The organism is Ralstonia psammae (genome assembly GCF_958405935.1).
Classification (GTDB): Bacteria; Pseudomonadota; Gammaproteobacteria; order Burkholderiales; family Burkholderiaceae; genus Ralstonia; species Ralstonia psammae.
The window spans coordinates 620073-632416 of record NZ_CATZBU010000003.1 but is presented as its reverse complement, the minus strand read 5'-3'; the positions used below and the strand labels follow the sequence as shown (position 1 = coordinate 632416).

15 protein-coding genes are annotated in these 12344 nt (G+C 63.8%); 14 read left to right on the top strand and 1 reads right to left on the bottom strand.

Annotated features, from left to right (window positions below):
* Positions 1 to 118: 118 nt before the first annotated feature.
* The 3 genes from R2N16_RS09560 (at position 119) to R2N16_RS09550 (ending at position 2202) form a co-directional block, all read left to right on the top strand.
* Entirely contained in the window at positions 119 to 901 is a 783-nt protein-coding gene (locus R2N16_RS09560; RefSeq protein WP_316665395.1) for a sulfite exporter TauE/SafE family protein, read from the top strand.
* 146 nt (positions 902 to 1047) lie between these two features.
* Positions 1048 to 1380 (top strand): hypothetical protein, encoded by a 333-nt coding sequence (locus tag R2N16_RS09555; RefSeq protein WP_316665394.1) that lies wholly within the window; start codon positions 1048 to 1050, stop codon positions 1378 to 1380.
* A gap of 12 nt (positions 1381 to 1392) precedes the next feature.
* On the top strand, positions 1393 to 2202 hold the full coding sequence (locus tag R2N16_RS09550; protein WP_316665393.1) for an alpha/beta fold hydrolase: 810 nt from the start codon (positions 1393 to 1395) through the stop codon (positions 2200 to 2202).
* A 184-nt stretch (positions 2203 to 2386) separates the two neighbouring features.
* On the opposite strand, the gene R2N16_RS09545 is transcribed toward R2N16_RS09550, so the two are convergent.
* Positions 2387 to 2890 carry an acyl-CoA thioesterase gene (locus tag R2N16_RS09545; protein ID WP_316665391.1) on the bottom strand — a complete coding sequence of 168 codons (504 nt, stop codon included), beginning with the start codon at positions 2888 to 2890 and terminating at the stop codon, positions 2387 to 2389.
* 174 nt (positions 2891 to 3064) lie between these two features.
* Between R2N16_RS09545 and R2N16_RS09540 the strand changes: the two genes are divergently transcribed.
* The 11 genes from R2N16_RS09540 (at position 3065) to R2N16_RS09490 (ending at position 12343) form a co-directional block, all read left to right on the top strand.
* Positions 3065 to 3460, top strand: a complete 396-nt coding sequence (locus R2N16_RS09540) for a DUF2946 family protein (RefSeq protein WP_316665390.1) — start codon at positions 3065 to 3067, stop codon at positions 3458 to 3460.
* 96 nt (positions 3461 to 3556) lie between these two features.
* Positions 3557 to 3898: a hypothetical protein gene (locus tag R2N16_RS09535; protein ID WP_316665389.1), complete on the top strand. Its 342-nt coding sequence runs from the start codon at positions 3557 to 3559 to the stop codon at positions 3896 to 3898.
* Between the two features lie 9 nt (positions 3899 to 3907).
* Positions 3908 to 5317, top strand: coding sequence for a TolC family protein (locus R2N16_RS09530; RefSeq protein WP_316665387.1), 1410 nt, complete (start codon positions 3908 to 3910; stop codon positions 5315 to 5317).
* Positions 5318 to 5319: 2 nt separating this feature from the next.
* On the top strand, positions 5320 to 6618 hold the full coding sequence (locus R2N16_RS09525) for a multicopper oxidase domain-containing protein (RefSeq protein WP_316665386.1): 1299 nt from the start codon (positions 5320 to 5322) through the stop codon (positions 6616 to 6618).
* A gap of 36 nt (positions 6619 to 6654) precedes the next feature.
* Positions 6655 to 7143, top strand: coding sequence for a cupredoxin domain-containing protein (locus tag R2N16_RS09520; protein WP_316665384.1), 489 nt, complete (start codon positions 6655 to 6657; stop codon positions 7141 to 7143).
* A gap of 37 nt (positions 7144 to 7180) precedes the next feature.
* Positions 7181 to 7501, top strand: a complete 321-nt coding sequence (locus tag R2N16_RS09515; RefSeq protein ID WP_316665383.1) for a copper-binding protein — start codon at positions 7181 to 7183, stop codon at positions 7499 to 7501.
* A 210-nt stretch (positions 7502 to 7711) separates the two neighbouring features.
* Positions 7712 to 8899, top strand: a complete 1188-nt coding sequence (locus R2N16_RS09510) for a glycosyl transferase family 90 (RefSeq protein ID WP_316665382.1) — start codon at positions 7712 to 7714, stop codon at positions 8897 to 8899.
* 124 nt (positions 8900 to 9023) lie between these two features.
* Positions 9024 to 9818, top strand: coding sequence for a phytanoyl-CoA dioxygenase family protein (locus R2N16_RS09505; RefSeq protein WP_316665381.1), 795 nt, complete (start codon positions 9024 to 9026; stop codon positions 9816 to 9818).
* A 98-nt stretch (positions 9819 to 9916) separates the two neighbouring features.
* Complete coding sequence (locus tag R2N16_RS09500) at positions 9917 to 10138, top strand: hypothetical protein (RefSeq protein WP_316665380.1); 222 nt, start codon at positions 9917 to 9919, stop codon at positions 10136 to 10138.
* 218 nt (positions 10139 to 10356) lie between these two features.
* Positions 10357 to 10797, top strand: coding sequence for a DUF2141 domain-containing protein (locus R2N16_RS09495; protein WP_316665379.1), 441 nt, complete (start codon positions 10357 to 10359; stop codon positions 10795 to 10797).
* 19 nt (positions 10798 to 10816) lie between these two features.
* Positions 10817 to 12343, top strand: a complete 1527-nt coding sequence (locus R2N16_RS09490; RefSeq protein WP_316665378.1) for a carotenoid oxygenase family protein — start codon at positions 10817 to 10819, stop codon at positions 12341 to 12343.
* Position 12344: the final 1 nt, after the last annotated feature.

Sequence of the window (12344 nt, the reverse complement as noted above, 5' to 3'; positions counted from 1 at the left end):
CGCGCATAGAGCTGGTGTGTCGGTAAAACGTTATTTTTTCACATTCCCAGCGGGCGGCGGGGTTTAGCGTATACAGCGCCCCGCCGCATTTGTTTGTCCTCCCTCCCTGCTTGTCGGCATGACATCTCACGCGATTCTTACGGGCCTGATCAATTTGCTGCTTGGCATGGGCCTTGGCGTGGCGGGCGGTTTGCTCGGCATTGGCGGCGGGCTGATCGCCATTCCTGTGCTCGGCTATCTGTACGGGATGGACCAGCACCTGGCGCAGGGCACTGCGCTGGTGATGATTGCGCCCAATGTGCTGATCGGCTTTTGGCGGTATCACCAGCGGCATCCGGTGCATCTGCGTTCCGTCGCGCTGATCTGCGTGTTCTCGATGGCGGCGACCTACGTTTCCGCGCGCTTTGCAGCCGGGCTGGATGCCCATCTGCTGCATACGGCGTTTGCGGTATTCCTGATCGTGCTGGCGGTCTACTTTGCCTCGCAGCTCAAAGAAAAGCCGCATGCCGCTGACGCCTCGCATGCTGCCCCACATGCCATGCCGGCCGCGGCGCTGCCATTGATGGGCATCGCCAGCGGGGCGATGTCGGGCATCTTCACAGTGGGCGGCGGGTTGGTGGTGGTGCCGGCACTGGTGACCTTCTTCGGCATGCCGCAGACACGCGCCCAAGGCATGGCGCTTGCGCTGGTGGTGCCGGGCTCGTTCATTGCACTGGCCACGTATGGGCATGCCGGCCATGTGGATTGGGGTACGGGCATTCCGCTGGCGGCCGGCGGTATTGCGAGCGTGTCGTGGGGCGTAGCGCTGGCGTATCGGTTTTCAGCGCGGCGTCTGCGTCTGGCGTTCTGCGCTGTGCTGCTGGGTACGGCGCTGATGATGTTGCTGGTCAAGCCAGCCTGATCGACCTGATTTTTCAGCATGGAAGAGGGCATCGTGTTAACGGGCTTCACACAAGTTGCGTGGGCGAGGTGGCTTCCTTATTCTCGCGGGATCAGGCTGGTGGCGGAAACCTCACGGCGCCAGCCAACCCATCCCTCGGAACATCCATGTCTCAAGACCTCAAAGCCCGCCTGGGCGGTGTGCTGGTGCTCATCCTGGGCGCAGTGATTGGCTGGATCTTCATCCTCGGCCCGCTGCACCAGGCGCAGGCCGGTGCCGCCACGGTGTGTTACTCGCTCAAGGCGATGGTGCTGGTGCCGGGCTGCGTGGTGTTCGGGCTGGCGTTTCTGGTGGGAGGCGACAAGCTGGCCTACCGTGATGCCCAACGCAAACGCCTCACGCCCCTGGGCTGGGTGCTCATAGCCTTCTTTGCGGCGGCTTCGGCGTTCTGCTACTGGTGGTTCAAGCAGCAGTTTGCGGCGCTCGGCTACGCCAGCTGATACCCGATCGACGTGGACACCTTCGACGACGATCTGACGCGGTTTGCCGCCCACGGCGCTGAGCCACTGCCGGCCGCCGTTGAGCAAGGCCATGTCGAGCACGACGGCGCGCGCATCTGGTATGCCACCTTCGGTGCCGGCAAGCCCGTGATCCTGCTGCATGGCGGGCTTGGCCACGGCGGCAATTGGGGGTATCAGATTTCGGCACTCATGACCGCAGGCTACCGGCCCATCGTCATCGATAGCCGTGGGCACGGCCGCAGCACGCGCGACGCACAGCCTTACGCCTACACGCGCATGGCTTCCGACGTGCGGGCCGTCATGGATGCGCTGCACATCGACCGCGCCGCCTTCATCGGCTGGAGCGACGGTGCTTGCGTTGCGCTCACCCTCGCCATGCAGACGCCGGAACGCGCCACGGGCGTGTTCTTCTTCGGCTGCAACATGGACCCAAGTGGCGCCAAGCCTTTCGTACCCACGCCCGTCATCGACCGCTGCTTCGTTCGCCACCAAAAGGATTACACCGCGCTGTCATCCACACCGGACGACTTCGATGCATTTGTCGCAGCCGTCACCGAGATGATGCAGACGCAGCCGAACGCGACGGCCGCGGAGCTGGCAGCGACCCGCGTGCCGGTGACCATCGCGCAGAGCGAGCACGACGAGTTCATCCGGCCCGAACACGCGCGCTATCTGGCGCGGACCCTTCCTGGTGCACAGTTTGTGTTGCTGCCGGGCGTGAGCCATTTCGCGCCGTTGCAGCGACCGGCGTTGTTCAACGACGCCGTGCTCGCGTTTCTGCACGCACTTCCTCAGCCGTAGGTCGACTCGAAGCTCCGCGCGTTTGCTCAACAGTGGCGCCGCGCGTTATCCACAGAAACAGTGGGTAAGCCTGTGGATAACGATGCGCGACCGCGATACCACGCGGTTCGCAGTTCCTTGCTGACTGCGTAGGCAGGCAGGCGCGACGCGGGGGTGTTGCGTCGCTGCCGATGGCATTGCGCGCTTAGCTGCTCGTGCCGGGCGTGCCGTACGTTGCCTTGATCGCCTTGTGCCGGGCTTCCATTTCCTGACGCAGGGTGCGGCGCTGCTGCGCGGCTTCGAAGCGTTCCTTTTCTTCGGCGTTGGCGGGCGCGAGCGGCGGCACGTCGGCCGGTTTGCCGTCGTCATCCACGGCCACCATCGTGAAGTAGCAACTGTTGGTATGGCGCACGACCTGGTTGCGGATGTTCTCCGTGACGACCTTGATACCGATTTCCATCGACGTGCGGCCGGTGTAGTTGACCGACGCGAGGAACGTCACCAGCTCGCCCACGTGAATCGGCTGGCGAAACACCACCTGATCCACCGACAGCGTCACGACGTAGCGGCCGGCGTAGCGGCTCGCGCACGCATAGGCGACCTGATCGAGCAGCTTGAGAATGTGACCGCCGTGCACGTTGCCGGAAAAATTGGCCATGTCGGGCGTCATCAGCACGGTCATGCTGAGCTGGTGGGATTGCGTATTCATGGGGGCGTTGAAGCTGGAATGATGGGGAAAGCAGGGTGCGCAGAAATGGGTACGCAGCAGGCCGTCATTGTGCCGTGCTCGACTCAACTTGTGCTGCATCGCGCGAAATTTGATGGCATCGCGCTACACTAGCGGCTTGCGCAGCCAACGATTTTTTCAGCCCGTCCTTTTTCCATGCACCGATTGCTGACCCGCCTCCTGCTCTGGCTGGTTGTCCTGGCACTGCCCCTGCAAGGGTTTGCCGCGACGGCCATGATGGCGCGCGGCGGTGCAATGGACGATGCGATGGTTGCCATGGCAATGCCGGATGACGGCACAGTCATGTCCGATGCCTGCCATGAGCACGAAGATGCCCTGGCCGCCGGCGCCGACTCGAAAGCGCCGGCACAGTCGCACTGCAAGACCTGCCCGATCTGCGCGGCCTGTTCGCTCGGTTCGGTCGTCCCCCTGGCTGCCAGCCTTGGTGTGCCGCTGATCAAGCTGCCGGCCGCTGCGCCGCGCGGCCTCGCTGTTTCCTTCCGCAGCTTCATTCCCGAAGCGCTGCAACGTCCACCCTCGATTCGCGTTTGACGCCACCAGTCCGTCCATAGAACGGACTGGCCTCTGGTTTGACGGCTCCGTGCACCACGTGCAGCCGTACGTCATCACGCTTGATCGAGGTTTCTCATGCTTTTCACACGATGGTTCGTGGCCGCCGCGCTGCTGGCCCTGGCGCCGCCATGGGTATTGGCGCAGGGCGCGGCATCTGCGCCGGCGGCAACTGCGCCTGACCCTCTGAATGCGGATGCGGCGGTGCCCGCCGTGGCCGCGCCGCACACATTCGACAGCTACCACGCGTATCGCGATACAGGCCCCGCACCTTGGCGCGAGACCAACGCTGCCGTGAGCCCCACGCCGGACACCGCCGCACACGGCGGCCACGCGGGGCCCGCCATGCCCGCGAGCGCTCCAGCCGCCACCTCCACCAAGCCTGCCGGCAAATCCATGCCCGGCATGCACCACCACTGAGGAGGCACCGTGCTCAATCCATCCACACGCCGCCTCGTCCTGTGCGCGCTGGCTGCCACGCTGCTGCTCGGCGGCTGCGCCACCATCACGCAAGACAGCGGCTTCAAGACCGTTGCCGATGTGGCGCGCGACCGGCTCGGCAAGGACGCCACCTGGCAGCGTTCTCCAGAAGCACGCGACAGCGCCGCGCAGCGTACGCGCGAGCTGCTCGCCCAGCCGCTGACGATGGACAACGCCGTGCAGATCGCACTGCTGAACAACCGTGGCTTGCAGGCTTCGTATGCAGAGCTGGGTCTATCCGAAGCCGCGCTCGTGCAGGCCAGCCGCCTGCCCAATCCCGGCTTCAGCTTCAAACGCACACGCAGCGGCGACGATCTGTCGATCGAGCGCACGTTCTCGCTGTCGTTCCTGAGCCTGCTGACGCTGCCGATGGCCACGCGCATCGAAGGCCGTTACTTTGAGCAGACCAAGCTGCTGGTGGCCAACCAGATGCTGCAGGTGGCCGCCGATACACGTCGCGCGTATGTCAATGCCGTGGCGGCCGAGCAATCCGCGCGCTATGCGGAGCAGGTTCAGCAAGCCGCCGAAGCCGGTGCCGAGTTCGCCAAGCGTCTGGCTTCCGCAGGCAACTTCAGCAAGCTTGATCGCGCACGTGAACAAGCCTTCTATGCGGAGGCCACCGCCACCCTCGCGCGCACGCGTCAGCAGGCGCAGGCCGAGCGCGAGGCGTTGATCCGCCTGCTTGGTGTGTGGGGCGCAGAGACCGCCTTCAGGTTGCCTGAACGGCTGCCCGACCTGCCGAAGGATCGCCCTGAGCTGCAACAGATCGAGGCCTACGCGCTGCGCAACCGGCTCGATATCCAGGCGGGCAAGCTGCAGGTCGAGGGCTTGGCATCGTCGCTGGGGCTCACGCAGGCAACGCGCTTCATCAACGTGCTTGACCTCGGCTACGTGCGCAACAGCCAATCCAACGCGCCCCGTGAAACGGGTTATGAGATCAGCATCGAGATCCCGCTATTCGACTGGGGCGGCGCCCGCGTTGCGCGTGCGCAGTCGATCTACATGCAGGCTGCCGATCAGCTTGCGGACACGGCTGTGCGCGCGCGTTCCGAAGTGCGTGAGTCATACGTGCGCTACCAGACCGCATACGATCTCACGCGGCATTACCGCGACGAGGTGGTGCCCGTGCGCAAGAGCATCTCCGACGAGATGCTGCTGCGCTACAACGGCATGCTCGTGAGCGTGTTTGAGCTGCTGGCCGATGCGCGCGAGCAGGTGAATGCCGTGAACGGCTACATCGACGCGCTGCGCGGTTACTGGATTGCGCAGACCGATCTGCAGATGGCGCTGGGCGGTAAGTTGCCGCCGGCCGAGGCGAACGAAACCGCCTCTGCGCCGAACTCTCCTCAAGGACATTGAACATGGTTTCCCGACGTCAATTTCTCGGCGGCACGGGCGCGGCCATGCTGGGCGCGGCCATGGTCTCGCGCGCCGGCGCTGCCTCGCTGCCCGAAGCGCTGCTGCAATCGAAGCCCGCCACCCAGCCGCCGCTCGCACCGCCCAATGGCCGCCCCTACAACCCCGTCGTCACACTCAACGGCTGGACGCTGCCGTGGCGCATGCGCGGCGGCTGGAAGGAGTTCCACCTGGTGGCCGAACCCGTCGAGCGCGAATTCGCGCCCGGCATGACGGGCCACCTGTGGGGCTACAACGGCCAGAGCCCCGGCCCGACGATCGAATGCGTGGAAGGCGATCGCGTGCGCATCTTCGTCACGAACAAGCTGCCCGAGCACACCACGGTGCATTGGCACGGCATGATCCTGCCCGCCGGCATGGACGGCGTGGGAGGGCTGTCGCAGCCGCACATTCCGCCCGGCAAGACTTTCGTCTACGAGTTCGAGATGAAGAAGTCCGGCACCTTCATGTACCACCCGCATTCCGACGAGATGGTGCAGATGGCGATGGGCATGATGGGTTTTATCGTCGTGCACCCGAAAGACCCGGCGCAGCACCGTGTGGACCGCGACTTTGTCTTCCTGCTTGCCGCGTACGACATCGACCCCGGTTCATACACGCCGCGCGTGGCCCAGATGACCGACTTCAACATGTGGACGTGGAACAGCCGCGTCTTCCCCGGCATCGACCCATTGCCCGTGCGCCTGGGCGACCGCGTGCGCATCCGCATGGGCAACCTCACCATGACGAACCATCCGATGCACGTGCATGGCCACACGTTCGAGGTGGCCGGCACCGACGGCGGCTGGGTCCAGCCCAGCGCGCGCTGGCCCGAGGTGACGACCGACATTGCCGTGGGCCAGATGCGCGCCATCGAGTTTGTCGCTGACAACCCTGGTGACTGGGCCTTCCACTGCCACAAGTCGCACCACACGATGAACGCCATGGGGCACAACGTGCCGACCATGATCGGTGTGCAGCAGAAAGACCTTGCCAAGAAGATGAACGCGCTGGTGCCCGACTACATGGGCATGGGGCAGGCCGGCATGGCCGACATGGGCGAGATGGAAATGCCGCTGCCCGACAACACGCTGCCGATGATGACGGGGCAAGGCCCATTCGGCGCCATCGAAATGGGCGGCATGTTCACGGTGATGAAAGTGCGTCGCGATCTGCCGCGCAACAGCTATGCAGACCCCGGTTGGTACAAGCACCCCAAGGGCACCGTCGCCTACGAATACACCGGCAACGGCATCGACGACTGAGCGATGCCTGAATCCACATCCACGATGAGACCGACCATGCAATCCAATCTGATCCGTTCCACCCTCCTGGCCGCGCTGATGTCGATGGCCGCCATCGCTCACGCCTCTGGCGGTCATGCCGGCGGGCATGACCACGACGATGCTGCCATCGGCGAACCCGGCGACGCTGCGCGCATCACGCGCACCGTGCGCGTCGACATGGCCGACACCATGCGCTTCACGCCCGCGCAGATCACCGTGCAGCGCGGCGAGACGATCCGCTTCGAGGTCATCAACCGTGGCCAGGTGCGGCACGAGATGACGCTCGGTACGCCGGCCGACCTCGTCGCCCACGCAGAGCAGATGCGTAAGCACCCCGAGATGGAGCACGCCGACGCCAACGCCGTGACCGTTGACCCGGGCCAGCGCGGCGAGATCGTCTGGCACTTCACGCGCGCAGGCTCGGTCGAGTTTGCGTGTTTGCAGCCCGGACATTTCGAGGCCGGCATGCGCGGCGCCGTGCAGGTGCGCGGCAACAAATCCTGATCTCTCCCCAACCATGTCTTTCGACAAGGAGCCCAATATGTTCCGTCACGCCCTCATGCTGACCGCGCTGCTGGCCGGTGCACCGTTTGTTCACGCGGCCGAAGACGCCGCTTCCGCGCCGGCGGTCTCCGCCACCGCACCCATGTCCGAAGGCGAGATCAAGAAGATCGACACCGCTGCCGGCAAGCTGACCATCAAGCACGGCCCGCTCGACAACCTCGGTATGGAGCCCATGACGATGGTGTTCAGAGTCCAGGATCCGGCGATGCTCACCAAAGTGCAGGTCGGCAGCAAAGTGCGCTTTGTCGCCGAGAAGATCAACGGCGCACTGACCGTGACTGCGTTGGAAGTGCAGTAATACGCAGGCAGGCGGGCACTCGCTCGCCTGCTTGGGCTTCAACGCCGTGGGCGAGCCCGACGTGACGGGTTGGCCTCGGACGACAGAAAAGTGTGACGCCATGACAACGGCCAAGCGACCGGGAGTCAATCCAGTATGGGAGCCGGCCCTTTGCCTCCAAGAATCGGAATGAGTCGCAAGATACTTACGGTAAAGTGAGGCCCGCTGCGGATGCGAGTGGCAATTGGGGTCGATGTGCTGCCTGAAGAGGGAAGCGCCATCGGCGGCACCGTGCGTCGGCGGCGAGCAGAAAGTGGGCCATGTGGCGCTTGCATCTGCGTGTGGGGGCTGGGACTTTTCGCCCGAAAAGCGACGCCCCTGGGTTTAAATTTCCGCGGCATCTTTTGGTTCATGCGTCATCTCAAATACCGCTTGAGCAGAGTCTCTGCAAGAAAATTCTGGTATTACTTTTCAAATGCCTCAAGTCATTTTCTGGCCCGCGCTACCAAAAATGGAAGAGCCGAGACTCTTCTGAAACGCAAAGGTGGCCACAGTGGCATGCAGGATGTCATCGATCGATTGAGTTATTACAACTCGGTTTCAAAGTCCTTCGACCCGAGCCACAATGCGGTGGAGTATTCAAATTTCTTGTTGAAATCCTCAACAAGCACCATCGTGAACAAGGGGTGTGAAATAGGCAGCACCTATTTCTATGACCTTGTCGATCTGATGGACTATTTTGGACCGGGCTACAGCTTTGACTACGACTGCGGAGATGTGACTGCCGAGCCGAGCCATCCGGCGTTCGTGAAGAGTCGTCCCATCAAGAGCAGTTCCCATAATGGGATTCTCTTGAAGCTGGACGCCATCCGGCATTTTTCGCTGGCACGCGACACGATCCATTTCCACGACAAGAAGCCAATGGCGGTTTTTCGTGGTCCTTGCCACCAGGAACATCGCAAAGCGTTTGTCGAACGGTGTCATGACCTCGCAAACGTTAATATTGGCGATACTCGAAAATCGGAGCTTGGGAAAGCAACTTACAAATCCCCCATGACGATTGCCGAGCAGTTGCAATACAAATTTATTGTGAGCGTCGAGGGGAACGACGTTGCAACCAACCTGAAATGGATCATGTCATCCAATTCGCTTTGCTTCATGAGGCGGCCCCGGTATGAGACATGGTTCATGGAGGGGCGGCTGATTCCGGATGTGCATTATGTCTTGCTGAAGGATGATTATTCAGACCTGCAGGAGAAAATGGAGCATTACCGGAAATACCCTGGCGATGCATTGGCGATCATCCGCCGCGCCAATCAATGGGTGGCGCAGTTCATGAACCGCGACCAGGAACGCCTGCTCGGTTTGATGGTGATCGCAAAGTATTTCCGGCTGTCTGGCCAGCAGGCGTTTTGGTAAAGCGCGAGCAGGGCAACGCCTACCGCGTTTGATCCTGCGCAGGCTCGTCGTATGTCGGGCCTGCAACGCATCCGGCGGCGCGTTACACTCGTTTTCTTTCGCCGTCTCCGTACGCTTTTCCGCCATGCCTGCGTTTGCCCCCACCGCCGCCGCCCACGCACAGCCGCTTTCCGACGAGCAGCGCGCCTTCTTCCATGAGCACGGCTACGTCGTGTTGCGCGGCTTCGCCAGCCAGCAGGTGAGCGCCGCGTTGCTTGCGGCCGCGCAGGACGGGCTGGCCCATGCAGCGGCCCCGCTAGAGCTGGAAACCGACGTCGGTTATGCCGGAGCACCCGCCTCGCGCGAAGCCGAGGGGGGGCAAACGGTGCGCCGCCTGCTCGATGCCGATTCTCGCGGCACGCCTTATACGGAATGGGCGCGCGACCCGCGGGTGGCCGGCGCGATCGCACAATTGATTGGTAGCCCCGTGCATCTTTCGCTCGCGCACCACAACTGCGTGATGACCAAGCACCCCGCCTTTGGCACGGCCACACATTGGCACCGCGATAGCCGCTACTGGTCGTTCGCACGCAACGAGCTGGTGTCGTCGTGGCTGGCCCTGGTGGAGGAGACGGTCGACAACGGTTGCCTGTGGGTGATTCCCGGCAGCCACACGCTTGACCTGCCCGCCGACCGGTTCGACGCCAAGCTGTTCCTGCGCCAGGAGCTGCCGGAGAACCGCGCGCTGATCGACACCGCGCGCCCCGTGCCACTGCTGCCCGGCGACGTGCTGCTCTTCCACTGCAACACGTTCCATGCAGCCCGTGCCAACCAGACGGGCGCCGTCAAATTCTCGGCGGTATTTACGTATTACGGCCCCAATAACCATCCGTTGCCTGGCACGCGCTCGGCTGCGCGCCCCGATCCTCTGGTCGGTTGAGGTGCGCCCTCCCCCATTTGTAGGTGAGCGGCGGACAGATTTGTGTCACAGCCCTTTGCTAAGGTGGGCTTCCAACGATCACAAACGGGGAACCCACAATGTCCATTCAGGAAGTGACACATGGCGCGCATGTCATCGTCGTTGATCCGCTGCAACGCGACGATCATCGTTGGATGGCCCGTTTCCAGATCTGTCGCGCCGGCTGCATCGTGTGTGACTGGGAAGACGTTGAGATGCCGGAGGGCTTCATCTCCGCCCAGCTTGCGTTGAGCGCCAGTGTGCTGTTGGCCGAGCACCGTCTGTCCAGCTTGCCGCACTAGCACCTCCACAGCGCGCCCGCTGAGCCCCCGGGCGTTCGAGTCACCGCGTTCCGTGTGATTTCCCTCCAGCTGTGATTCACTCATCGCCCGCAAGCGACCGTTTGCGCCCCGGCATCCGCACTTCGTCGCATCCTCGCTGACCGCCACAGAGTGCCCGCCTACATTGCCTCCTGACCCGCCGGCCTACCAACGCATCGCCGGCCACTCAGGAGACGTTCATGACTGCCATGTTTTCTCTGCCGCGCGCTGCGCTGGCCCTGATGCTGACAGCACTTGCCGCAAGTGCATCCGCCGCCACGCTTACTGTGGTGGTGGAAGGCGCGCAAGGGCGCCAGGGCGCGGTGCGTGCCGCGATGTTCCGCGACAGCGCCAGCTGGCTCAAGCCCGATTCGGCCATCCGGGCGGACATTGCTGCGCTCGATGGCGTGTCGGGCGCGAGCGTCACCTTCGTATATCCGGATTTGCCGGCGGGGCGCTACGCGTTGTCGGTCTTTCATGACGTCAACAATGACGCCAAGCTCGGCACCAACCCGGCCGGCATTCCCATCGAGCCCTACGGTTTCAGCCGCGATGCACGCGGCCGCTTTGGCCCGCCCGCATTTGACGATGCCGCCATCGACGTGCAGGGCGACCTGCGCGTGACGATTCACCTGCATTGATGTTGAGCGAGGGCCCGTCATGCAACGCCGATCTTTCCTTGCGGCCTTGGGCGCCGCACCGTTTGGCTTGACCCTGACCGACGTCACGGCCGCCACCTCCGACGCGTGGGCTGCGGGGTTTGCTGCAGCACGTGCGCAAAACCCGTGGCTGGCGGGGTACCAGGGGGTCAGTGCCGACATGCCGACCCGCGCGCTGGAGGTGGAGGGGGCGTTCCCGCCAGCGTTGCGCGGCGCGTTCTACCGAAACGGCGCAGCGCGGCACGAGATCGGCGGCGTGCGTTACCACCACCTGTTTGATGGCGACGGCATGATCCAGCGTTACGACATCAGCGAGCAGGGCGTCACGCACCGCGGCGTGTTCGTGCGCACCGACAAGTTTGTCGCCGATACCGCCGCCGGCCGGCCGTTGCGGGCGACTTTCGGTACCGCCAACCCCGACATGGAGCCGGTCGCTTCGCCCGACAGCATCAACGTGGCCAACACCAGCCTGGTGATGCACGGCAACGAGATGCTCGCGCTGTGGGAAGGTGGCTCGGCCACGCGTGTCGATCCGGATTCGCTACGTACGCTGGGGGTGCAGACCTGGCGCGACGACTACAAGGGCATGCCGTTTTCTGCCCACCCGAAAGTCGAGCCCGACGGCACGCTGTGGAACTTTGGCGTGAGCAGCGCGGCCGGTCTGCTGACCGTCTATTGCGTGGGCGCGGACGGTGCGCTGAAGCGGGTGGAATCTGTCAAGGTTCCGGATGTGGCGATGGTGCATGACTTTGCCGTGACGCAGCGCCACCTGGTGTTTCTGCTGCCGCCGTTCGTGTACGACATGGAACGCTCGCACGCTGGCATGTCGTTTCTGGATTCACATGTCTGGCGGCCGGAGCTGGGCATGCGTGTGCTCGTGCTCGACAAGGACGATGTCACGCGCATGCGTTGGCTGCAGTTGCCACCGGGCTTCGTCTTCCATCTGGGCAATGCATGGTCGTCGCCGGATGGGCAGGAGGTCCATCTCGATTACATCCGCTCGGACGATGCCACGGTCGTCACCACGTCGCTGCGCGAATTGATGCGCGGGCAGATACGCCCATCGCCCGGCGCGCGCCTCACGCAAGTGCATCTGAATCTGCGCACTGGCCGCGCCGAGCAGTTCAGCACCGAGCATGTGGCCGAGTTCCCAAAAATCGACACGCGCCGCACCTCGCAGCGTCATCACGCGTTGTTCATGGTGGCCCACACGGCGCCGTCGTCGAATGGCAGCCCGCACGCGCTGCACGGCTTTGACACTGTCATGCGCGTCGATACGGATTCGGGGCAGGTGCAGCAGTACCGCTTTGGACACCGCACGCTGGTGGAAGAGCACGTGTTCGTGCCGGCCTCGGCCAGCGCCCGCGAAGGCGAGGGCTGGCTGGTGGGCACGGTGTTCGATGTGGACGCCGGTTGCACCAGCCTGACGGCGTTCGATGCGCAGCATGTCTCTGCGGGGCCTGTCGCCAAGGCGAGCCTGAACGGCGTGGCGCCGCTCGGCCTGCATGGGCTGTTTCGTGCGGCTTAGG